The 22,981-nt window shown below is 40.7% G+C and carries 19 protein-coding genes, 1 pseudogene and 1 other annotated feature; of the genes and pseudogenes, 2 read left to right on the plus strand and 18 right to left on the minus strand.

The window, feature by feature from the left end:
- Positions 1–203 precede the first annotated feature (203 nt).
- The 7 genes from G5B11_RS16205 to G5B11_RS16220 form a co-directional block, all read right to left on the minus strand.
- Positions 204–581 carry a TnpV protein gene (locus G5B11_RS16205; protein WP_173729055.1) on the minus strand — a complete coding sequence of 126 codons (378 nt, stop codon included), beginning with the start codon at positions 579–581 and terminating at the stop codon, positions 204–206.
- A complete protein-coding gene (locus tag G5B11_RS19195; RefSeq protein ID WP_244093051.1) occupies positions 578–835 on the minus strand; it encodes a hypothetical protein in 258 nt (85 codons plus the stop codon). Before G5B11_RS19195 ends, G5B11_RS16205 begins: the two co-directional genes overlap by 4 nt.
- A 76-nt stretch (positions 836–911) precedes the next feature.
- On the minus strand, positions 912–1,115 hold the full coding sequence (locus G5B11_RS19200; RefSeq protein WP_244093052.1) for a hypothetical protein: 204 nt from the start codon (positions 1,113–1,115) through the stop codon (positions 912–914).
- Between the two features lie 122 nt (positions 1,116–1,237).
- A complete protein-coding gene (locus G5B11_RS19205; protein WP_244093053.1) occupies positions 1,238–1,411 on the minus strand; it encodes a hypothetical protein in 174 nt (57 codons plus the stop codon).
- 94 nt (positions 1,412–1,505) lie between these two features.
- Entirely contained in the window at positions 1,506–1,973 is a 468-nt protein-coding gene (locus G5B11_RS19210; protein WP_244093054.1) for a plasmid recombination protein, read from the minus strand.
- A gap of 306 nt (positions 1,974–2,279) precedes the next feature.
- Positions 2,280–4,406: a sodium-translocating pyrophosphatase gene (locus G5B11_RS16215; protein ID WP_173729056.1), complete on the minus strand. Its 2,127-nt coding sequence runs from the start codon at positions 4,404–4,406 to the stop codon at positions 2,280–2,282.
- Between the two features lie 626 nt (positions 4,407–5,032).
- On the minus strand, positions 5,033–6,133 hold the full coding sequence (locus tag G5B11_RS16220) for a glycerol dehydrogenase (RefSeq protein ID WP_173729057.1): 1,101 nt from the start codon (positions 6,131–6,133) through the stop codon (positions 5,033–5,035).
- A 186-nt stretch (positions 6,134–6,319) separates the two neighbouring features.
- On the opposite strand from G5B11_RS16220, the gene G5B11_RS16225 reads away from it, so the two are divergent.
- Positions 6,320–6,913, plus strand: a complete 594-nt coding sequence (locus G5B11_RS16225) for a LysE family transporter (RefSeq protein WP_173729058.1) — start codon at positions 6,320–6,322, stop codon at positions 6,911–6,913.
- A 45-nt stretch (positions 6,914–6,958) separates the two neighbouring features.
- On the opposite strand, the gene G5B11_RS16230 is transcribed toward G5B11_RS16225, so the two are convergent.
- The 11 genes from G5B11_RS16230 to G5B11_RS16280 form a co-directional block, all read right to left on the minus strand.
- The gene (locus G5B11_RS16230) at positions 6,959–10,276 is read right to left on the minus strand and encodes a TRAP transporter large permease subunit (RefSeq protein WP_173729059.1); all 3,318 of its coding nucleotides are present in this window, start codon (positions 10,274–10,276) and stop codon (positions 6,959–6,961) included.
- Entirely contained in the window at positions 10,277–10,774 is a 498-nt protein-coding gene (locus G5B11_RS16235) for a TRAP transporter small permease (protein ID WP_173729060.1), read from the minus strand.
- A gap of 80 nt (positions 10,775–10,854) precedes the next feature.
- Positions 10,855–11,098: a binding site (T-box leader), on the minus strand.
- 127 nt (positions 11,099–11,225) lie between these two features.
- Positions 11,226–12,626 (minus strand): MATE family efflux transporter, encoded by a 1,401-nt coding sequence (locus G5B11_RS16240; protein WP_330603160.1) that lies wholly within the window; start codon positions 12,624–12,626, stop codon positions 11,226–11,228.
- Positions 12,627–12,736: 110 nt separating this feature from the next.
- On the minus strand, positions 12,737–13,576 hold the full coding sequence (locus tag G5B11_RS19485; RefSeq protein ID WP_330603161.1) for a MerR family transcriptional regulator: 840 nt from the start codon (positions 13,574–13,576) through the stop codon (positions 12,737–12,739).
- 19 nt (positions 13,577–13,595) lie between these two features.
- The gene (locus G5B11_RS16250) at positions 13,596–14,423 is read right to left on the minus strand and encodes a carbohydrate ABC transporter permease (RefSeq protein WP_158421943.1); all 828 of its coding nucleotides are present in this window, start codon (positions 14,421–14,423) and stop codon (positions 13,596–13,598) included.
- Positions 14,423–15,289, minus strand: coding sequence for a carbohydrate ABC transporter permease (locus tag G5B11_RS16255; RefSeq protein ID WP_191868129.1), 867 nt, complete (start codon positions 15,287–15,289; stop codon positions 14,423–14,425). The genes G5B11_RS16250 and G5B11_RS16255 overlap by 1 nt, the downstream gene beginning before the upstream one ends.
- 24 nt (positions 15,290–15,313) lie before the next feature.
- A complete protein-coding gene (locus G5B11_RS16260) occupies positions 15,314–16,585 on the minus strand; it encodes an ABC transporter substrate-binding protein (RefSeq protein WP_158421942.1) in 1,272 nt (423 codons plus the stop codon).
- A 13-nt stretch (positions 16,586–16,598) separates the two neighbouring features.
- Positions 16,599–18,392: an MGH1-like glycoside hydrolase domain-containing protein gene (locus tag G5B11_RS16265; protein WP_173729062.1), complete on the minus strand. Its 1,794-nt coding sequence runs from the start codon at positions 18,390–18,392 to the stop codon at positions 16,599–16,601.
- A gap of 137 nt (positions 18,393–18,529) precedes the next feature.
- Complete coding sequence (locus tag G5B11_RS16270; RefSeq protein ID WP_173729063.1) at positions 18,530–18,958, minus strand: hypothetical protein; 429 nt, start codon at positions 18,956–18,958, stop codon at positions 18,530–18,532.
- A gap of 1,295 nt (positions 18,959–20,253) precedes the next feature.
- Positions 20,254–20,979, minus strand: coding sequence for a hypothetical protein (locus G5B11_RS16275; protein WP_173729064.1), 726 nt, complete (start codon positions 20,977–20,979; stop codon positions 20,254–20,256).
- 21 nt (positions 20,980–21,000) lie between these two features.
- Positions 21,001–22,482, minus strand: a complete 1,482-nt coding sequence (locus tag G5B11_RS16280) for a hypothetical protein (RefSeq protein WP_173729065.1) — start codon at positions 22,480–22,482, stop codon at positions 21,001–21,003.
- 132 nt (positions 22,483–22,614) lie between these two features.
- On the opposite strand from G5B11_RS16280, the pseudogene G5B11_RS16285 reads away from it, so the two are divergent.
- A pseudogene (locus tag G5B11_RS16285) lies at positions 22,615–22,981 on the plus strand (transposase); the annotation flags it as partial.

Raw genomic sequence — 22,981 nt, forward strand, 5'->3', positions numbered from 1 at the left:
ATCCAAGAGGATATATAGCTCTTTTAGAATTTACACAGAATTAATTACAGTCTCGATTTTTGCGGTCAAAAATAAATTTCATCTTTCATAGAAAAAAGGATCCCTCGCAAGGTAGAAGGCTAACAAGCCTTGTCCCTGCTGGGATCCTTTCAATTACTACTGGGGATGCCGAAATTTGCTATTAACCGACAGCCCCTTTTTACTTACATATACACTAGTTCTTGCAACACAATTTCTTCCGCACATGCCTTTATATTATTCATCAATCCAACCCATTTCATCAGATCCTGCATTTTCAGTTGTTCCACACCCTGTTTTTTCACCATCTGCTTTACCAAGGTTTTCACCTGCTCTCTGGCCTCCTGATCGACTCGGTTCAGATGTGCTGTTAGTTCCCCCGTCATCAATAAATACTGATATCGTGCTGGTCTATGCACTTTCAGAAACTGTTTTCGCAGCATTCCGTATTTACCATATGTCGGTTCTTCCTCATTCACTGCCAGATCCGGCAGATAATAATCTCCATGCAGTGTGTAGCTTAATCTATTGTTTTCATCATAAATGTGCTTTTTCTTCGTCATATCTCCATTCCTCTATTTTTTGTTTTATTTTTCTTACGCTGTTGATTCTCCATTTCACTTTTACGGGCACCCCAAACCAATCTTTCGTGAATACTTCCTTTAGGCATTTGCTCCATTTGCCGTTTTTCTTCTAATGCTTTCTGCTCTTGTATATCTTCCTGTACCGCATCCTTTACAACATTTTCTCCAAGGACACGCACTACCCGTTCATATCTGTCGGAAACATCCTGCAATTGCTGTTTTTCTTGGCGCACTGTATCTAATTCTCTCTGAACTCGGTTATATACCTGCTTTGTTTCCTGGTATTTATATTTCTATTTTTCTACTTCTTTAGTAAGTTCTTTGATCTGGGCAGCCATTGCAGCAATTTTTTTTCATCTGGGTAAACAGTGGTTTTATTTTTTTATCCCGGTAAGTTGCTGCACGTTCTAATACACCAGCTTCCGGAAGTAAAGTCTTTACTGTCCCATATTCCTTTATTTCTTTACTGACATTATCCATAACAGGCTGTAACCGTTCTCTGCGTTCTTCCAAGCTTCACAGATCTTTCTCTGCTTTTTCCGCACGCTTCTCAGCTTCCTCTTTATCTTTAACTGCCTGCTCCTTATCATCTTTTAAAAGCTGGATATCCGCTCTTGCTTCCGCAATCTGTGCAGTCAGTCCTTCATTCTCAGCAGTGAGATATTCTTTCTCCTGTTCCAGTGCCTGTACTTCCTTTTTACGCTCTTTCTTCTTAAAATTATATACGTCCAGATGTTCCTCATGAGTGCCCTTCTGCTCTCATTCGATTCCATGTTCCCTGGCAATCTCAATAAGTACTTCTTTTTCATAGTTTATCCACTGATTCAGCTCCGTATCATGTTTGTTTCCACCCTAAAATCCCAGACTTTTCAATGCCTGCTTCAGGGAAACCCTCGTATCCATTCATTTCCCTTTCCAGTCAGTTACATAAGGGACAAAATCAATATGCAGATGCGGTATAGCTTCATCCTGGTACAGATAACAGCTAAATACATGAAGTGTTGGATTTCGTTGCTGAAAATTCTTTACATACTCATCCAATACTTTTACCGCCAGGTCTCCTTCTGTCGTTTCCACAGCCATATCTTCTCGATTTACAATCTGGAAAATTACTTCGTAGAACAGCTTTTCCTGCTTTCCCTGACGAATTTTTTCATAGTAATTTGTAATCTGCCGGTTCTTTCTTTTTCCCACATTGTACCGTTCCACAGAATCATCAAACAATTCTTTATATACTTCTTTCAGGTTTTCATTCTGGTAACAGATATTCAGGTGTACTCTGTCCGGGTCTACATTTTCAGCTATAAAATCCCGTCTGTTATGAGCCAGCGATTCAGTTCCAATCATGCCGCTGATCGTTCTTTTCATCATTGTATCTTAAAATTGTAGACTTTCCAAGATTATCGTTACAAATAGTCTCCAAAAAAGAGTAGGAAAACAACAACTGGCAAAAGAGTATCGTTCGTTGCAGGGCAGAAAAGATCTTGGTTATATATCACGGGAGAAATCCGAAAACGAAGCCCTGATATATAAACATATCTTTTCTGCAACCTGCAACAGCAACATACTCAATTTGTCAATTATTATTTTCCTGTATTTCCCCACCCTCAAAAAGGCCCCCACCCAGACGGATGAAGGCCTCTTCTTCAGGGATACCCCTGCACCTATTCTTTTCTTTTAGCGGATCAAAGTAATGGTTGAAAACAGGGAAGCAAGTGTATTGGCTACTGTAGACATACTCTTAATAAAGATATCCAGAGCAACACCTACAACGTCCTTTCTTGTATCACCAACTGTATCACCAGTAACAGCTGCCTTATGCGCTGCAGAACCTTTGCCGTGGCCCGGCAGAGCTTCACTCTCAATATACTTCTTAGCATTATCAAATGCACCACCGGAATTACCCATAAACAGTGCTCTTGGAATAGCAACGATAGTTGCACCTACCAGAATACCGCCAACAAACTGTACACCGAAAACAAATCCACCGATCACAGGAATGCAAAGAGCCATAATAGATGGCACTACCATTTTCTTCAAAGCCTGGTTAGCAGCCATACTAATCAGCTTGTTGTAATCCGGTTTTACTTTGCCTTCCAATACGCCAGGAATAGACAGCATCTTGTCACCCTCATCTGCCATCAGCTTAGCAGATTCGATGGTATTGTCAGTAAGCATAGCTGAGAAATACTCGATCAGTGCACCACCGATCAATCCACCTGCAACAACGATAAAGGAAGCGATATTCAGAACCGGCTCCTCCCCATTTGCAGTATAATTACCAACATAGGCAACGATCAGGGAAACAGTTGCAAATGCAGCAGAACCGATAGCGAAACCTTTACCGATAGCTGCTGTAGTATTACCTACAGAATCAAGCTTATCTGTAATCACCCTGACCTTATGCTCCAGGTGGCAGGACTCTGCCAGCCCGCCTGCATTATCTGCGATAGGACCAAATGCATCAATAGAAACAGTAGCACCTACGAAAGAAAGCATACCAAGTGCAGAAATAGCAATACCATATGTACCGCTGATCTTACCTGAGACAAACAATGCAACACCAATGATCAGGATTGGGAACAGTGCAGAACGGGAACCAATCGCATCACCTTTGGTGATAACAAATGCCTCGCCCTCTGTAGCCATCTTGGCAAGTTCCTGGGTTGGTTTGTATTTGTCACTTGTATAGTATTCTGTAATACTTCCGATGGCAATACCACTGATGATGCCCAGGATACTGGAGATCCACGGAGAAGCCCATCCGGCTTTCATTTCAGAATACAGTTCAACATTTCCAAATAATACATAAGATGCGATCAGGCTGAGAATAACCGTAAGTCCCGCAGAAATCCATGTAGCAAGATTCAGCTCTCTTGATGGATCATTACCCATCTTACGAACAGAGGCATAGGTAAGTCCGATCAGACATCCGATCAGTCCCACTCCTGCAAGGATCACTGGGAAAAGAATCATCCGTGTGAATGTTTCTTCCGGAATGGTTACAATATCATTTACAAACAGAGTGACAGCAATCATAATGGAGGCAGCGATAGTAGCTACAAAACTCTCCAGAAGGTCAGAGCAGTTACCTGCAATATCATTAACATTGTCACCAATAAAGTCTGCGATTACGTTGGGTACACGGCTGTCATCTTCAGGCATGTCATGACGGATCTTAGCAAGGATATCAGAAGAAATATCTGCAGCCTTGGTATAGTTACCGCCTGCAACCCTGTTAAACATGGCAACAATGGAGCATCCCAGAGAATATGTTGTAACTCTCATAATAGAAGGATTACAGTTCATGTTCGCAATAAGTCCATGACCGGTAGCATCTGCATCAATCCCCCAGATGATCAGCACCAGGAGAAGGCCGAACATACCAAAAGCCTGAACTGCGATACCACTCACACTTCCACCACAAAGTGCAACCTTTACGGTCTCACCGATGGAAAGTGACTCGCGTGCTTTATTTGCAGTACGCACATTTGCATAAGTGGCACTCTTCATACCAATGATGCAGACAAGACTGCTCATCAGACCACCCATAAGAAAAGTAATACCACTTGTTGCTTCTACAAATAAACTAAATACCAGAGCAATAATAATCCCGATAATGGCGATCACCTTAAACTCCGCTTTCAGAAATGTACCGGCTCCACTGCGGATGATCCCGGCCATCTCTACCATCTCGTCTGTTCCTTCTTCAAGCTTCTTAACCTTCACGTAATTGAAGAATACAAAGACGAACGCAGCAACTACTACAACCAATACTGCGTACCAGATAAGTGAACTATTCATTAGTTCCACCCCCATTATATAATATTTTGCAAATGATACTGCTGTCATGCGTCACCTATCTCAGCCTTAGGAAACGTATTCCCTGTACCATATATGCACCCTTTAAAATACCTTCTCCCTGCCGGATCCATATGCCAAACACCCCTGAAAAGCACTGTCATATCCAACAGGTTCAACTTCTTTCCCAATTTAGCATAAGGATATCATATTTTTCCCTATTATGCAAGGTAGTTTTTTATTTTACTTGTATATTTTTACCTGTATAGTTTTTTGCATGAACTTTATATTTTGTGTTTTCGCACAGTTCAGCATAATATTCTCGATCCGTTTTTGTTATATTTTTCACAGTCATCTATTTTAATTATTAATCATTTTCTCACAAAACTTTTCTAAAAATCCTTCAAAAGAAACCCTGACAAGTAAGATTGCCTTCTGCATCAAACAGCTTCCACCACGCACTGTTCCAACTATGAGAAACACGCTCCGCGAGTTTCTCAAGTTATCGCGGCAGTCGCCAAGGTCTCGTGCAAGCACGGACTTTGGCTCGTTGCTCGCGTAAATAAAAATACAGCCCTGTTTTTGACAAGGCTGTATTTTTATACATCATTATACATTTTTTAATAAAATTACTCTTCCCCCAGATAATATCTGCCATAAGCATCTGCTGCCTTGATCGCAGCAAATACTGTTTCAGGTGTAACCTGAAAAGGCATATTATGAAGAGTATCTGTTTCTGCACATGCAGTTTTGGCAACCTCCATCAGCTGCTCGTCGGTCACCTGATCCGCACCAAGCTCTGCCAGAGTTACAGGAAGACCTACTTCAATACACCATAAAATAATATCCTCCAGTTCTTCCTGTGGGATATTCTCCAGTACCAGCTGGGTGAGAGTACCAAACGCAACCTTTTCACCATGATACATATGATGGCACTCTTCCAGTACTGTGAATCCATTGTGAATAGCGTGAGCACCCGCAAGTCCTGCGCTTTCAAAACCAATCCCTGAAAGAAGTGTATTCGCTTCAATCACCTTCTCAACTGCAGGAGTGCATACACCCGTCTCCAGTGCAAGTTTTGCCTTTACGCCTTCTTCCATCAAGGTATTAAAACAAAGATCTGCCAGTGCCATGGCTGCCTCTGTTGTTTTCCCGCCTGCACAGGAAGTTGCCCCGCTTCTTTTGCATGCCCTTGCCTCAAAATATGTTGCAAGTGCATCTCCCATACCGGCTACTGTAAGACGAACCGGTGATTTTGCAATAATATCTGTGTCCATCAGAACCATATTAGGATTTGCCGGAAGGAACAGGTACTTCTCAAATACACCTTCTGCTGTATAAATTACAGATAAAGCACTGCATGGTGCATCTGTAGATGCGATAGTAGGACAGATAAATACAGGAGTTCCGGCATAATAGGCCACTGCTTTTGCTGTATCAAAGATCTTTCCTCCGCCAATACCGATGGTAAGGTCACAATTATTATTTTTAACGACCTGCACAAGACGATCGATCTCGCTATTGCAGCATTCTCCGTTAAAATAGTCAAAAACCACTTCACAGCTGTTGTTTGCAAAGCTGTCTTCTACCAGCTTTCCAATCCTTTTATAACCGCCTGCACTGATCAGAACCAGTGCCTTTTTTCCGCAATTTGCAGCATAGGTACCAAGTTTTTTCATTTCGCCTGCGCCCTGTACATATTTTGAAGGGCTAATTAAAATATTTGCCATTTTCCCATTCTCCTTTTCTTTGTGCTTAGAAGTCAGACTCCGCTTCTGGCTTTTGCGTCAGGATTCCTTCTTGTTTCAGAATCCGCTTTCATTATATTGATTATAACCAATTTTTGCAATATGATTTTTGATTAATTCCATTATTTATGTTATCATTTTACTATTATTCCAAAAGGAGGTTTTTTCATGCCATTATCCATTTTTATTGAAATGACCCTTTCTGCCATCCTGACCGTATGGTCACCAGGCCCCAATAACATTCTGCTTTTGTCCACTGCCAGTAAATATGGTTTTTCCAAAAATCTGCCTTTTATGACCGGCATTTGGACCGGTTCCCTTACATTAATGTGTCTTTCCGGAATATTTTGTACTGCTCTGTCTAGCATTGTTCCTGGGATTCAACCTGTAATGAAATATCTTGGAGCTGCTTACGTGCTTTACCTGGCCTGGCAGACCTTCAAAAGACAGCCGCCGACGCAAAGCAGCCACGAAAAAAAGCCCACATGGCTGATGGGCTTTTTTCTGCAGCTTATTAATATAAAGATCATTATCTATGGGCTGACTATGTTCTCCGCATATATCCTGCCCTACGAATCCGGTGTTTTTATGCTGTTTCTTTTTGCTTTATATCTGATGTTCCTTGGTGCCCTCGGAAACCTGATCTGGGCTTTTGCAGGAAACATTCTGAAGCAATTCTACAGCAGCCATTATAAACTTATGAACAACATTATGGCTCTGCTGCTGGTATGGTGTTCCCTGCGGATCACCGGTCTTTTCTGAGTCATTCGCTGATTTCTGATTTTACTTTTAATCTGAACCGGAAATTTATTTGAATGCGTCCACCAGCTCCTGACCATCCTCATAGCCCTGGTTCTTCAATTCTTCTACAAACCAATCGTCTACGCCATCTACAGCTTCTTTAAAGGAATCAATATCCATATCTTCTTTTGTTGTAAATGTTACGCCATTTTTTTCTGCCCAGCGGTTCATGATCTCAGTATCGCCAGAACGGTTGATGTAACGCTCATACTCTACTGCCATTCTTCCGGCTTTATCTACTACTTCCTGCTGCTGCGGAGTCAGTCCATCATAAATTTCCTGGTTAATACAGAAGAACAGACAATCATAGATTGCATCCCACATAGAACAATATGGCTGAACCTCCTGCACACTGGCTGCATCAATTGCCGGCAGCGGATTTTCCTGTCCCTCTACCGTATTCTGCTGAAGCGCAGTATATGTCTCAGACCAGTTCATATTGGTTGCATCTGCACCCCATCTCTTGTAGCATTCCATAAGAAGATTAGAGCCTGCCACACGGATCTTCAGATTTTTCATATCATCCACAGATTTCACTTCACGTACACTGTTAGTCAGCTCACGGAAACCATTCTCCGCAATACCCATACAATGAAGTCCATACTCGCTGAGGATTTCCTTCATTTTTTCTCCTGCTTTACCATCAAATTTGGCATCTGCATCTTCTACAGAATCATAAATGAACGGCAAGGATACCACATTAAATCTTGGATCAAATGCCGAATAGATCAGATTGGAATGCATGGAAATCTGTACCGGATCTCCATTCATCAATGCCTGGATTCCTTCAGACTGATTACCGTTTGTCAGCTGATCTGCTGCATATACGTTGACTTTTACCTTTCCGCCTGTAGCTTTTTCCATCAATTCACCGAACTTACGGCCACCCTCTGCCCAGGTAGAAGTTTCTGTTGTGGAGCATGCGAAATTCCAGGTAGTTTCCTCCCAGCCAAGATCACTGTAATCTCCAATGCCGGTAAATGCTTCTACCAGTTCTTCAGCATCATCATAGCCCTGGTCTTTCAGTTCTTCAATAAACCACTCGTCTACACCATCCACAGCTTCTTTAAAGGAATCAATGTCCATATCCTCTTTTGCAGTAAAGGTTACACCATTTTTCTCTGCCCAGCGGTTCATGATCTCTTCATCACCGGAACGGTTGATATAACGCTCATACTCTACTGCTTTCTGGCCTGCCTCGTCTACAACAGCCTGCTGCTGTGGAGTCAGTCCGTCATAAATTTCCTGGTTGATACAGAAAAACAGACAGTCATAAATTGCGTCCCACATGGAGCAGTACGGCTGAACCTCCTGCACGCTGGCCGCATCAATTGCCGGCAGCGGATTCTCCTGTCCTTCTACCGTATTCTGCTGAAGTGCGGTATACGTCTCAGACCAGTTCATATTGGTTGCATCTGCACCCCATCTCTTATAGCATTCCATAAGAAGGTTAGAACCTGCTACACGGATCTTCAGGTTTTTCATGTCATCTACGGATTTTACTTCCCGCACACTGTTGGTCAGCTCACGGAAACCATTCTCCGCAATTCCCATGCAATGAAGTCCGTACTCGCTAAGGATTTCTTTTAATTTTTCTCCGGCTTCTCCGTCAAATTTTGCATCTGCATCTTCTACAGAATCATAAATAAACGGCAGAGATACTACATTAAACCTTGGGTCAAATGCAGAATAGATCAGATTGGAATGCATGGAAATCTGTACCGGGTCTCCGTTCATCAATGCCTGGATACCTTCAGACTGATTGCCGTTTGTCAGCTGATCTGCTGCATATACGTTAACTTTCACCTTTCCGCCTGTAGCTTTTTCCATCAGTTCGCCAAACTTACGGCCACCGTCTGCCCAGGTAGATGTTTCTGTTGTGGAGCAAGCAAAGTTCCAGGTAGTTTCTTCCCATCCAAGATCACTGTAATCCCCGATCTCATTAAAAGAATGATCCTCATCTCCTGCTGCTGATGCTGCGGAAGAACCGCTGTCTCCTGTTTCCGGATCTCCTGAATAAGAGCCGTTTTTTGCAAGGGCTTTTGGAAGAGCCACAGATACAGCCGGAACATAAGTTACTACCAGAAGTACGGCTACACAGGCTGCCAGCATCGGCATAACTGCTTTGGAAATCTGCTGAAGAGTAACTTCCAAACCTTTTTTGATCTTAATTCCAATCGCCACAAACAGGTTTACTCCAACTGGAGGTGTTACCTGTCCGATTGCCAAATTGACAGTTGCCATAACACCAAAAGCAACCAGGTCATAACCAAGTGCTTTGCACACCGGAAGCATTACCGGGATAAAAATATACATTGCAGAGTTTGCATCAATGAAGCATCCTGCAATCAGGAAAATAATGTTTACGATCAAAAGGAAGGTAAACTGATTATGTGCAATACTGCCAAGAAGCTGGGAAGCTGCATCTGCAATACCAAACTTGGTGCATACATAAGAAAACAGAGACGCACATGCAACAATCAACATGATTCCGCCGGTTGTTTTTGCTGATTCCACACAAATATCAAACAGATCCTTCAGCTTCACTTCCCGGTAGATCACCATACCAACGAAAAGTCCATATACAACGGATACTGCCGCTGCTTCCGTAGGAGTAAAAATACCACCGTAAATACCACCAAGGATAATCACTGGCATCAGGAATCCCCAGAATGCATCTTTAAAGGCTGCCCATCTTTCCTTAGCACTCGCTTTCTTCTGTTCAGGCTGAATGCCCTTTCTTCTGGCTTCTACCATAACCACGATCACAAGAGCAAAACCCATCAGGATGCCAGGAACAATACCTGCCATAAACATATCCGCAATGGATACGCCTGTAATAGAAGCATAAACAACGAATGCAATACTTGGTGGTATAACAATGGCGATCGAACTTGCGGTTGCCATTAATGCCGTAGAAAAGGGAGCACTAAAGCCGCCTCTTTCCACCATAGCAGGAATCAGAACTGCGCCAAGTGCTGCTACCGTAGCCGGACCGGATCCGGAAATTGCTCCGAAAAAGCAGGCAACAATAACACACACAATAGCAATACCGCCTCTTCTATGTCCTACGCAGGTATCTACAAATTTAACAAGTCTTTTGGAAATTCCGGCTTTTGCCATAATATTTCCGGAAAGTACGAAAAACGGAATAGCCAGAAGCAGGAATTTACTGATTCCGGCATACATATTGGTCGCTACTATGGTCAGCGATGTTCCTGAATACAGGATCGCACACACAGAAGACAGTCCCAGACAGATTGCAATAGGCACGCCCATGATCAGGAAAATAAAAAATGAAACAAATAAAACCGCACTTATCATTTATTTATCCTCCTTTTTATTTTTATCAGTACAAAAATCAATGCAAAATTCTATAAAATGTAAAATCATACATCCGGATCCAATGGGAACAAAAGACCAGAAGATCCACTCCGGCCAGTTCAATACAAAGGTACGTTTTCCATTTGCAAGCTGCGTGAGGACCTTATCCATGCCAAACCTGAATAAAATGGCAGTAAAAATCACACACAGGATAGTACTCAGAATCACTGACGGTTTTTTCATTTTTTCAGGAAGACGGTCTGTAACCAGCGACAGGTTGACCAATTCCCCTTCCCGACATGCTAATGCGGCAGCCATCAATGTAACAAGTACAAAGACTGCAACCACAAGTTCCTCGGTAAAGGACCAGGAACGATGGATGACTTTACGGGAAAATACATTTCCTACAGTCAAGATCAGTATCAGCAAAGTAGATACTACAAGAATAAATTTTTCCACTGCTGCTACTGCATTCATGATTTTTTTAAAGACTTTCATGATGTTTCCTCCTTTGGCTACTTGTCAGGATTTTAGCCTTTTATACGATTGCGTTATTTACATAAAAAATCCGCCCCTAAACTAGGGACGGACATATAAGCCGCAACCACCCTGTTTCTCCTTTGAAACAAGTACGAAAAGACAACGTACTGACATACGCGATTCCGATAACGGGGAACAGCCGGGGAAATCTACTTGTCACAGTAACGTTCGATTTCTCTTCTCAGGGATGATCTTCAAAACAGGCCTGACACTGCTTTCCACCAAATGCAGCTCTCTGTAGACAGGTTTTCTGCTCCTACTTTTTCCCTTCAAGGAATTTGTTCCTTTGAAGTTTTAGTTGTTTAACGAACTGAAGTAATCTTACTACCAAAATATTCAGAAGTCAAGAAAAATTTTCCTTTCTATTCATGGTATATTTTGTTTTTTAACAACAACCATTGCCATTCTATTAATCCTTTGTCAGCTTTTTTATCCAATTTCCGTAGTTTACTTTCAAGAAAGCAGGAACACATTTAAATAACTGATCCAAATTTAAACAGACAAATACTACAACAGGAGATGCCTTAACAACAAAAGCCATAAAAAATGACAACGGAATAACAATCGCCCATATACTTATCAAATCCATTTTCACAACAAAATTCACACTGCCGCCTCCGCGGATGATTCCACTGTTTGTTGGCATTTGGTAAGACATTCCAACAACCACAATACATAATATATTTAAAAATGTATTTGTCATTTTCATTGTTTCCGGTTGCAAATTATACAGACTCAAAAAAGGTCCCTTTAAGCAAAAGAGAGCTAAACCGGAACACAACCCTATGCATAAAAATATCTTCTGCATTTTTTTAGCATAGCGTTTTACCAATTCTATTTCGCCTGTTCCGATGATTGTTCCGATTATAACAGTTGCTGATGCTGCTGCTCCTACAGAAGCTGACTTAATCAAAAGAAATAAGGTGGACGAAACGCTGTTTGCTGCAATTGCCGCTGAGTTCATATGCCCTAAAACAAAAGTCTGCAACGCTGTATTCAATCCCCACAGCCCCTGAGTGATCAACAAAGGGCCTGTAATACGGAAATAGTCCTTGCAAAAACTTTTATCTAAACATTTATAATCTGCAAGCCTAAGCTTTAATTTCGTCTCTTTCTTCCATATAAACATAAGCAGAACAATAAATTCAACAATACGTGAACACAATGTTCCTACTGCAGCACCTTTGATTCCCAACTCCGGAAAACCAAATTTTCCAAAAATAAGCAAATAATTTATTCCACAATTAAGAAAAAATGCCAGCACTGACAAACGGAATGCTATTTTTACAACTTCAACACTACGAAGAGTTGCAAGAAGAATCTGGATTATAGCAAAAAGTACATATGTAAAACGGATAATAGCAAGATAATCCATTCCCTCTTTAATAATCATATGATCTGAAGTAAAAAAGCCAACCACATGATCAGGAGCAGTGCTGGTAAATACAAACAATAAAAAAGCGAGACAAATTGCACTGCACATGGCAATCGCTGAAAATTTCTTCATATTTTTTACTTCTTTTCGACCCCAATATTGACTGCAAATAATTACTACTCCATCTCCCAGTCCAACTAAACACTGTTGAAAAATAAACTGAATCTGATTTACAGCTGCCGCTCCTGCTAATGCAGTTTCACTATAACTTCCCAACATTACATTATCTGTCAAATTCACACTTAAAGTAATAACATTTTGCAAAACTAATAATATATAAATTGAAAAAAACTGTTTATAAAATGATTCCTTTTTTTGTTTCATTATTTGTTTTATAAAACCTCTTCCCTCTGCCCTATATTGCCGCTGCATCATGCGCTTATAATTTCAGACCATTGGGCGCTATAACGCATCAAATCGGGGTGTCTGAATAAACTTCAGACACCCCGATTGCTCTAAAGCAAACAGCTTTACAAAGTATTACCTCACTCAAACTGAAACGGAACGGTAATCTGGGTCACGTAATTATCCGGATTATTCTCGGACACCTCATCAATAAAGCTTTCCTCATAAGAAAACTCTCCCAGCCGAAAATGATGTTTTCTCCCATATTCCAATATCTGGGAATACGCCTTATAGGTAGTATCATACGCTCCCTTATAATACAGAACCAGATAGTTTCCCTCTGGTTTTTCCAGGTATTCACCATCCTCAGTATCTTCCTCGCAAGGCTCGTCTACTATGGTATAATACCTGCAATACAGCGTAGTATTGCCAACCGGATTCATCAGAAATTTATTTTCCACCATTCCTCCGATCGCCGGTCCACAGTGAAGCTGATGCAAAACACGATACCCAATCATCTTTCCATAGATTTCTTGTCTCTCGATTTCCTTTGCATCCATGGAAATATATTTCGTGCAGTACAGGTATTGCGTCTCATGGTGCTCTATGTATATTTTCCCACAGGTCACATGATTTGCCTTTTCAAGCAACTCAATCCTCTTATTCATTTCTCTGGACAACGTAACAAGCTCCGCAACTTTCTTCTTTGTTTCCAAAATGCCTTTTTGCAGAAGCTTTGCTGTTCTTTCGGCGTCCCTTGTATCAAAGTATTCTTTTATTTCCTCCAGCGACATTCCGATAGTCTTCAAAGTCATTATGGCATAAAAACAATCCAGCTGCGTGAATGTATAATAACGATATCCCATATCGTCTACATATTCAGGTGAAAACAGATGAATTTTATCATAGTACAGCAACGTCTGCTTATTCACCCCTACCATTTTCGCAAATTCTCCTGGCTTTATATAATTTCTAACCACTTTTATGCCTTTCCCGGAATTAGCCTTTCACAGATCCAGCCATTACTCCGTCCGTAATATATTTCTGCAACAAGAGATAGAGAATGATCAGTGGAAGCATCGCAAGGTTAAACGCTGCGAATGCCTGGTTCAAATCTACAGAATGTACGCCGAAATATCGGTACAGCAACTGCGGAAGCGTCTGTACTTCCTCGCTGATGAGTGTTACTGTGGACAACTGAAAATCATTCCATGCAAATAATGCATTGATAATCAAAATGGATATCAGCACAGATTTCATCAATGGAAATACAATCCGCCAAAAGGTTCCGAAATATCCCATCCCATCTATATAAGCTGCTTCTTCCAGGTCTCTCGGAATCCCTTTTACAAATCCTGTACAGATCAAAATACTCAGGGAGAGCTGAAACCCTACCTTCACAAATACATTGCCTGCAAATGTGTTTAACATTCCCCAGTCTCTCATATCTGCATAAATCGGAAGCAACACTGACTGGTATGGTATCAGCATTGCAACCAGAAATAAGGAATATAAAACATTATAAATCCTTTTCTTATTTCTGGCAAACACATATGAAGCCATAGGACATATAATCATAAGCAGGATAACAGATGGAATCGTAGTATAAATGCTGTTAAGCATTCCTTTAAAAAAACTTCCATCCTCCAGAACCGCCACATAATTCTGAAAATCAAAATGTGTTGGAAGGCTTAGCCCCGTGAGTGTAATTTCCTGTTTTGTCTTAAAGGAATAAATGATTCCAATGTAAAATGGAGATAGCATAATCAGTGCAAATAAAATCGCAACCATGCTAATGACGATTTGTTTTGTCTTTACTTTTGACATCACATCTCGACCTCCTTTCTTCGCAGATAACTGGTCAGCAGAATGGTCAGAACCGCCAGCCCAGCTGTCAAGAGAATTCCAATTGCTTGGCCATATCCCGCATTATGATAAACGAATATATTTTTATAAATATACATTCCCACTGTCTCCGAAGCATGACCTGGCCCTCCTCCGGTGGCCGCCATCTGATAGTCGAATGCCTGCATTCCCCAAGCAAGAATCAACGTGATATTAGCTGTAAACGCCGGAACAATCAACGGCATTGTGATATTGAAAAATGACTTGATTGCACTGCACCCTTCTATCCTTGCAGCTTCATAATACTCATTCGGCACCATCTGCAATGAAGCAATGTAAATAATCATACAGTAACCGCTATCCTTCCAGATTGCAATCGCCGCAATTGCCGGATTTACATAGTTTACATTGCCCAAAAAGCTTTTAATTCCAAGTAATGCATAAAATACATCCGAATATATATATGTAAACATAAAGCTTGCAAGAATCATACTAAGTACAAAAGGCATAAAGAAAATCGTTCTCAACACTGCATTCAGCTTTGACGTCTTCTTCACCAGCAGTGCCAGAAGCAACCCTATCACATTACAGCCAACCAGATAGAGCAATGTAAAGAACAATGTATTCCCCACAACCTCCGTTATATTCGGATCCTTAAAAACCTGTAAATAGTTTGAAAGACCTACAAAAGTTCTTGTATCACTGTATCCGTCCCACTGATAAAGTGACAGCGGAATTCCCTGAAGAAACGGAACCAGCACAAAAACTGCAAATACAATACAGGCCGGAAGCAGGAAGAGAACATTGCACAACTTTCGCTTTGATGAATTTTTTAAATTTCTTATCATTCCGTTTCCCCCTATTCTGTTAATTTATTGAATCTGGAATTCAGAATCCAGTGTTTTCAGTGTTTTTTCCACATCTGGATCATTTACAAACAACTGCATATTCTTATTAAATTTGTCTGTAGCCTCTCCGGAAAAGAATACGTATTTATCAACATTGACAATCTTTCCCGACTGGATATATTCCGAAACCTCCTGAAGCAACGGATCGAGACTCTTTACCTCCATGCCGTTAATTGGGATTGCTTTCGCATTTTCCGACCATATCTGCAGGCCTTCCTTAGATGTTAAGAATTTCAAAAAGTCAATTGCGTTTTCTTTGTGCTTACTCTTAGAACTTACCATCCAGGCATCGTCAACCGCCGCATACATCTTATTTTCATCCTCGTTGTCTGAAATCGGAACAGCAAAAATTCCAAAATTTCCATCAGGATTATTTGCCAGAATATCACCTACTGTCCAACTTCCATTGATATACATTGGACTCTCTCCCGCCGCAAACAGCTGACTGCTTACAGCCGGGTCTGTTCCTAAATCGTCTCCCGACAAATAAGACAATCTCTTGGCAAATAACTCCAAAGCTTCTTTCATTTCCTTTGAAGAAGAAAATGACGTTTTCCCAGATTCCAGATCCGTAAAGAAACCAACATCATCTATTTTGTCAATAATCGGATATAACTGAGTGTCTAAATCATACTGAATATACGCTGCGTCCTTGTAAGGACGGATAAACGGAGTAACTCCCGCTTCCTCAAAAGTCTGACACACTTCGTAAAACTCGCTTAATGTTGAAGGCACTTCCACATGATATTCTTCAAACATATCTTTATTGTAAAAGGCACAAATTACCATTCTGTCCAACGGCACACCATAGGTATTGCCCTCTATTGTCATACAGGACAGCTGATCCTCTGTAAACTGATCCAGAATATCATAATCATTCAGAATCTCTATCTGACCGGATTTTACCAACTCCTGATTCAAAATAGCTGTTCCGAAAATCAAATCCGGTGCGTCATTGGCTCCAATTCTAGTCTGAAGCGTTGTAGTAAAGGTTCCGTAATCCAGGTTCTGAATTTTAATCTCTACGCCGGGATTAGCTTTCTCATAAGCTTCTATTACTTTATTGAACCCATTTCTTTTCGTATCTTCTCCCATAAAGCTGATTGCATTCAATGTAATTTTATCATCGTTGCTCTCACTCTTCTCACTGCTCTTTCCCGAACAGCCTGTCATCAACCCCATTGTCATAGTCATGGCAAGTATTATAAATGATAATTTTCCAGCTTTCTGTTTCATATACTTTTCTCCTTTATCTCAAATAATAATGTAAAAGTATCAAAAATGTCCCTGCTGTAGATGTATACCCCTTGTTATTCAATGGTGCTCCAGTCTCTGCATTATAGCACTCCGCACAGCCTCCGTTGCGTATCAGATTACAATATTTAACGGTCAGGTCATCCGCCATCTCCTGCTCACCGCACTTCGTCAGTCCTTCTATCAGCGTAAGTGTCATGGTAAACCAAATCGGCCCACGGAAGAATCCGTCTGCATGATAATATTTACTGTCAAGGCTTTCAGATGCCAACCCGTATTCTGTAATGTACTTTCCATTTTTCAACTCGTTTATAATACTGGTTCTGATTTCCAAAGGAAGACGTTCTCCCAGCATCAAAGGAGTAAAAAGGATCGGACTTTGAGCGTAAATTCTCTCGCCTGTAATGTTATTTCTGGCAAATGGCAGATTTTTTTCGTCAAACAATGTATTGATCAGTCCCTTCAGACTCCTGTCAGCCAGATCTTTCCACTGTTTCTCCTCAACCTTCTTATCCAGCTTCTCAGCAAGTATTGCCAGGCAATCCATCTGTAAGATCATTAATGTTGTCAAATCAGGGCTCAAAATATTCAATTCCTTACGGAAAACTGTGTCATCGTCTCCGCACGCGTCATATCCGTGATGATACTCAAACACACCACTTTCCTGTTCATCCATATGATTCAGATAGAAGTAAGTGTATTTTCTCATCTTGTCATATATTTCATCCAGCTGTTTTTTCGTAAACTGGATTTTATCCAGCATCTTCATCACGATCCAGCCCAGATTTGGCGGCATACTGGCCTCATAGCTTTCCATTCCTTCGCCTTTGAAATTAGGAATTCCTCCCAACTCGTCCTGGCTATCCAGCATAGTCATTAACTGATCGTATGCAAGTTCGCTGTCTGTCTCACACAAACCAGCCGCTATCAGCCAGCTTTCATATGCCCATACAGCGCACAGAATATTTTTTGTCATATAAATGGATTCTCGTTTCAGATATCCACGTTCAGCTACAGAACCAGACCAACAGAGATATGTAGCCAGTTTCTGTGCCTCTTTGTACTCTTGGGGAACCTCCGGCAGCTTTGAGCAAAACTCATCAAATGCATTTTTTGTATTGCGTACCGTCTGTTCAAAATCAACACAGCCTTCTTTTTCCACATTCGCCCAGACATATGTGCGTAATTCCTTGATCATACACTGAAATGCACCGTCTTCTGCTGTGATATCATACAGACATGCGGTGTTCAAAAGATGATCTGCTTCCCATTCCTGGTAAACTTTTACAGTTCCCAAGGATGTAAATATTCCGTAATTATCAAATGAAATATGATTTGTCAGTTTATGATAGCTTCTTCCGCCCTTTACCGGAATCTGAACCAGGAAACTGGAGCGGCCTTCTATAACGCAATCCAGACGCAATCCCAGTTTTTCACCTTCACCTCTGATAAGCAGTCTGTTTTCATCCGCATAGCAAAATGCTATTTTCCCTTCCTGACAGATAAGTTCCACTTTCTCATATCCTGCATGTATCTCGTAGGGAACCTCTTGCCCATTATACAGCGGAATGAAACGAATCATTTCCATATTGTTATTCTGTCCCTTTGTGCAAACAGAACGCAGATACAATCCAGGGGTAGACACGAATGGCATTTTATCCAGATTACTCGAAAAACCTGTACAGCTTGTATATCCGCTATAATAATCCTCAAACAAATAATTTACTGCCATATAGGACTTTCTCATTGAAAATGGTACTTTACTGATATCTAATCCTGTGATTTTCATATTTCCTCCCTAACATCACTATTATTTTTTGTTTCAGTCTGATATGTAAACTGATAAAACCGGCAAATCCGTATTTTTTCATGTCCTCCTTTCCAACGGTTCTACCTTAAAATATAATTTTAAAATATAATTTATATTTACCATTTAAACAGCTTTCTGACTCCGTCAATCGCAGCTCCATAAGCAAATGTAGCCACAAATGTGACGACTCCCGGTCGGACGCCCAGCAATGCGGCCAGCAAAATCAATGTACAGTATGTAATCGTCAGACCCACTCCATACTGTTTTTTTAAGAGAGAAGCTATCGACACACTATACATGTCCAGTGACTGCAAGCCATAATTCAGCGGTATGTAGTAAGCAAAACTAAGGACGATCAAAAGGCTTCCTAAAAGGAGACAGCCCATACGAAAAGCAAATCCTCCCTGCCCTTCCAGAAAACCAAACACATATCCCCAGAAATCAATACAGGGACCTATCCCGAAACAAAATGCAAAAGAGCCAAATTTTACCAGCTTCCGATTTGAAAAAAAGAAAAGGAAAAAGGTCAGCCCTTCAAACAGCATCGAGGCTTTCCCCAACGAAATATGCAGTTTCCGGGATAAGGCATATTCAAAATTCGTCAAGGGATCCAATCCCCAGTCTGCCAGAACTAAAAGCGCAACGCCAGCCGCGCAGACCGCCACAGCGGCCATGATTTTTATACATGTGATTTGTTTTTCTCTCTTCATGAACCAAAGTATACAGTATATAGTAGCTATATAGTCAATAGCTATAATGAAAATATTTAAAAATTATTTTTCCTCGTCATTATAACCACTTTCATTCTAAATCTTAATAGTCAAATTTTGAATACGCCCTATATTATAAGCATTTTTTTAAAATTTTTGTCACTTTTCGGAAAACAGGAGCAAAAAAATACGTAAGAAACCCTATAGTTACCTTATCCTTTCTTTCTCCATGCTCTGGAAGATCTTCACTAATAACCTACTGCTATATTCAGTTCCCCTCCTACTCACATTTTTTACTTCACTTCCAGATTCCACTCCACACCATTTGTATCTGTCTATGTGTCTTTTCCATCATAAATATAGACAGTATTAGTGCGATCCATGTAACGGCCATCCACTAACTTATAAACAGTTGTTGTTTCTCCCTGCAGATTTATGATTTCAACTACATCCTCTCCCGGATAATCTTCATTTTGTGAACTGGATTCAGGATTCTCTTCTTCAATTTCTTCTGAAAAATCCCCCTGGTTTTCATTATCATCTGTATCCGAGTCAGCCTCTTCTGTTAGTTGGTCTTCAACTATAATTCCTTGATGCAGCTGTGGTATCTGAAGCCTTTCTCTGATTGATGATTATATGATTAAGTATGTTGTAGAACATGAAATGCTTGGAACCATGACTACATAAACTTTATCGCCACCTGAATACAGGCGGCAGCCCTATAAGGACTGGCGACAGGAAATTAAACAGTCTGATGACAATTCATGTGAGCAAGTCGGTGACATCTCATGAGGTCAATAACATTACTTTATAACATGTAACGGAGAGAAAGATGGTTGTCGTTAGCCATCTTTTTTTCTTTTTATGGTAAAAAATTTGGGGAGGGTGTGACTCGGTATGAGTCACACCCTCCCTCTCTTAGAACTGTCTATTTTATAAGATGGTGCAAAGTAATTTTCGCATGTCTGGCCACTTTTTTCGGTGCTGGTTTTCTATTATGACTTTAAATAATGACGTGGACATTCCCGCTCTTTTTGAACAGATTTATACCCAGATCACAGGACAGCACGCCACCATTATTAAAGATGATTCAAGGCAGTATTAGAAGGTACAGAACATCTGCTTTCACACTATTCGATATCTCCAAGACAGGCCATAACACCGCTGATCATGGTATAATAGTAATCCTCTTCCTGCAAAATATCCAGTGCCAGATACAACACACTGTCCCCTGCATCCTCATCATACCTGTCATTGATTGCCTGTGCCAGTGTATTTCCATTATAACCTTTCGTTTCCTGTCCCATTCCTTCCAGAACTTCCAGAATGGAAGAAGCCAGGGCAATTCTGCTGTCATCCGTCCGTTCTCCATACCATTCATCCTTGTACATTAATGTAAGTTCCGGAATTCCTCCGGCTTCCAGCAAAAGGAACTCTTCATCCAGATTTTTCAGAGCCTGACTTCGAAAAACCTTCTGCACTGCATCCTGGTAGCTTTGGTAATCCACTCCTACACTATCTGCAGCAATGCTGAAAACATCTTCGGAAATTCCAATTTCATAAGCGTACTCAATCAGGTCTTTTATCTCTTCCGACTGTGTTTCTTCATCTGCTGCTCCTGTATTAATCAGAAACTCCAGCAGCATTTCAGAAATAATGTCTTTCAGATCCTCATATTTTTCCTCATCGTTCCAAATGGTTTTTCCAAAAAACAGTAATTCCAAAGTATCGCCCTGATTCAGTTCTGCTATCAGACTTTCTTCCTCAGTCAATGGTTCAGAAGCAGCAACAGGCAATGCTGACTGTAACAGAAACAATCCCATCAAAATGAAGGATAACATCTTTCTTTTTTTCATCTGAGATTCCCTCCTCAACTTTTAATACTGACATAAGTGTCCTTCCTCATCAATGTAAAACACATCATCCGTTCCCATATACAAGTCTTCCACACCATCAAAATACATTACATTTCCTTCTCCATCGTACCAGTAATAGGGAGTTCCCGAGTAATCACCATCTCCCGGATCACTGTTCTCTACATAATCATCTCCCGCTGTCTGTGCTTCATAAGCAATCGAATCAGATTCTCTTGAAAAGGCAGCTTCTGCATAGATATTTCCATATCCTTCCTGAACCGGATAAATAAAAAGATCTCCGTTTCCGTCAAGACTGACATCTGCCACATGATTTCCATCCAAAGAAAAAAGCTGCAGTGCCGTAGTTCCGGAAGTTTCAAAAGTTCCACTGTCAAAAAGATATCCTCCGCTTCCATCCGTATTTCTGGAATTGTAAATTTCCCAGGTTCCTTCTCCATAAAGCCTGAGATTCATTGCATTAAGATCTCCATACTGATACCAACTGTCAAAATACGCAATAAACACTTCCAGACTCTGCCCTTCTGCACTTGGATCATACTCTGTGCCAGTGCCCGTTCCTGTGCCTGTGTTATTGCCTGTATTATCCATATTAAGAATTTCTGTCAATTCCAAAGAATTGATTGCATTTTTATACTCCTCCAACATTTCGTCTGCCCAGTCTATATTCATCTTATATGCATAGCCATAGGTATTGTCATCCGTCTGGATATAAACCATTTTCCACAGACAGGTATCTTCATTTGCACCAGTTTTAAAGCTCAGATTATACACCGGATAACTGAATTTTTTTGTAAGCTTTTTGTTTTTCTTTTCTTTATAACCTGATATCTCGCAGGCGCTGACAAGTTCCGCAAACTTCTTCCTGATTTCCTTCTCATCTTTATCTGAAACAGCATCATTTTTTGCACTGCAGTTGACAATTACGGTCATTCCGTCTGCCGTCATATCTGAGTAAAAATAACCGCCTTCCCAGTTGGAATCATTATAAAGCGGCTGCAGACCAGTATACCTTTTAGATGACATAAGCACATAAGCAGAAGGATTTTCATATACATTTTCACTTTCAGACTCAGCAGCATCCGCATCTTCATTGGATTCTTTGTAAAAAATCGCTCCATCTACATTTCCCATATGAAGACTGGTTTCGGAATCAAGATAAAATCCGGCGATCCAGATGCCAACCCTGTTAAACATATCATATCTGCCATTCCCGTCCCCATACTCATCTGTATACTTCAAATATCCCTGTACCGTGTCTTCTTCCATCTGATATACAAACATTCCATCTTCTGTCAGCGTAAGGATTTCTTCACCGGAATTATTTTCATTTCGCCATATGCCTGCAATTTTGGCAAAATCCACGTCATTCTCTTCCTGAGCATATTCTGTTTCTTCTGCAAATGTGAAACTGCATGGTATTACTCCAAAAGCAGTTCCGGTCAGTGTAAGGATCATAATTGATGTAAATGTTTTTCTCTTCATATGCGTTCCTCCTGTTCTTTTATTTTTCACAAATATAAAGAAACCCACTATATATAAAGTATATGATGGATTCCTGCAAACTCCAATTAACAAATGGTTAGTTTTTTCCTGAAGCAGTTCTAAAAGACGCTGTCTCTTCATCCTGGTAATGAGCATGACAGTCGTACTTTTAAAGCATTATACGATAAGATATCTAAACTGAATCCGCAGATGGTAGTTGCAGATGCAGGATATAAAACTCCGGCAATCACCCATCAGCTGTTGGAAGATGGAATTCAACCACTTTTTCCGTATACCCGTCCCAAGACCAAAGAAGGCTTTTTCGGAAAACACGAATTCGCATATGATGAATACTATGATTGTTATATATGTCCGGGAGCACATATATTGACATACAGTACAACAAACAGAAGTGGATATAAAGAGTATAAAAGCTGCGGTGAACATTGTGCTGAATGCCAATGTCTTTCAAAATGCACAGAAAGTAAGGATCATGTAA

Origin of the sequence: Blautia glucerasea (genome assembly GCF_013304385.1) — a bacterium.
GTDB lineage: Bacteria > Bacillota > Clostridia > Lachnospirales > Lachnospiraceae > Blautia_A > Blautia_A ammoniilytica.

Bases quoted from the DNA above. Each gene is read 5' to 3' on its own strand.
- G5B11_RS16205 (WP_173729055.1), bottom strand. From the start codon at position 581: ATGACGAAGAAAAAGCACATTTATGATGAAAACAATAGATTAAGCTAC.
- G5B11_RS19205 (WP_244093053.1), bottom strand. From the start codon at position 1,411: ATGAAAAAGAAGTACTTATTGAGATTGCCAGGGAACATGGAATCGAAT.
- G5B11_RS19210 (WP_244093054.1), bottom strand. From the start codon at position 1,973: ATGATGAAAAGAACGATCAGCGGCATGATTGGAACTGAATCGCTGGCT.
- G5B11_RS16215 (WP_173729056.1), bottom strand. From the start codon at position 4,406: ATGAATAGTTCACTTATCTGGTACGCAGTATTGGTTGTAGTAGTTGCT.
- G5B11_RS16220 (WP_173729057.1), bottom strand. From the start codon at position 6,133: ATGGCAAATATTTTAATTAGCCCTTCAAAATATGTACAGGGCGCAGGC.
- G5B11_RS16225 (WP_173729058.1), top strand. From the start codon at position 6,320: ATGCCATTATCCATTTTTATTGAAATGACCCTTTCTGCCATCCTGACC.
- G5B11_RS16230 (WP_173729059.1), bottom strand. From the start codon at position 10,276: ATGATAAGTGCGGTTTTATTTGTTTCATTTTTTATTTTCCTGATCATG.
- G5B11_RS16235 (WP_173729060.1), bottom strand. From the start codon at position 10,774: ATGAAAGTCTTTAAAAAAATCATGAATGCAGTAGCAGCAGTGGAAAAA.
- G5B11_RS16240 (WP_330603160.1), bottom strand. From the start codon at position 12,626: ATGATGCAGCGGCAATATAGGGCAGAGGGAAGAGGTTTTATAAAACAA.
- G5B11_RS16250 (WP_158421943.1), bottom strand. From the start codon at position 14,423: ATGTCAAAAGTAAAGACAAAACAAATCGTCATTAGCATGGTTGCGATT.
- G5B11_RS16255 (WP_191868129.1), bottom strand. From the start codon at position 15,289: ATGATAAGAAATTTAAAAAATTCATCAAAGCGAAAGTTGTGCAATGTT.
- G5B11_RS16260 (WP_158421942.1), bottom strand. From the start codon at position 16,585: ATGAAACAGAAAGCTGGAAAATTATCATTTATAATACTTGCCATGACT.
- G5B11_RS16265 (WP_173729062.1), bottom strand. From the start codon at position 18,392: ATGAAAATCACAGGATTAGATATCAGTAAAGTACCATTTTCAATGAGA.
- G5B11_RS16270 (WP_173729063.1), bottom strand. From the start codon at position 18,958: ATGCTGTTTGAAGGGCTGACCTTTTTCCTTTTCTTTTTTTCAAATCGG.
- G5B11_RS16275 (WP_173729064.1), bottom strand. From the start codon at position 20,979: ATGAAAAAAAGAAAGATGTTATCCTTCATTTTGATGGGATTGTTTCTG.
- G5B11_RS16280 (WP_173729065.1), bottom strand. From the start codon at position 22,482: ATGAAGAGAAAAACATTTACATCAATTATGATCCTTACACTGACCGGA.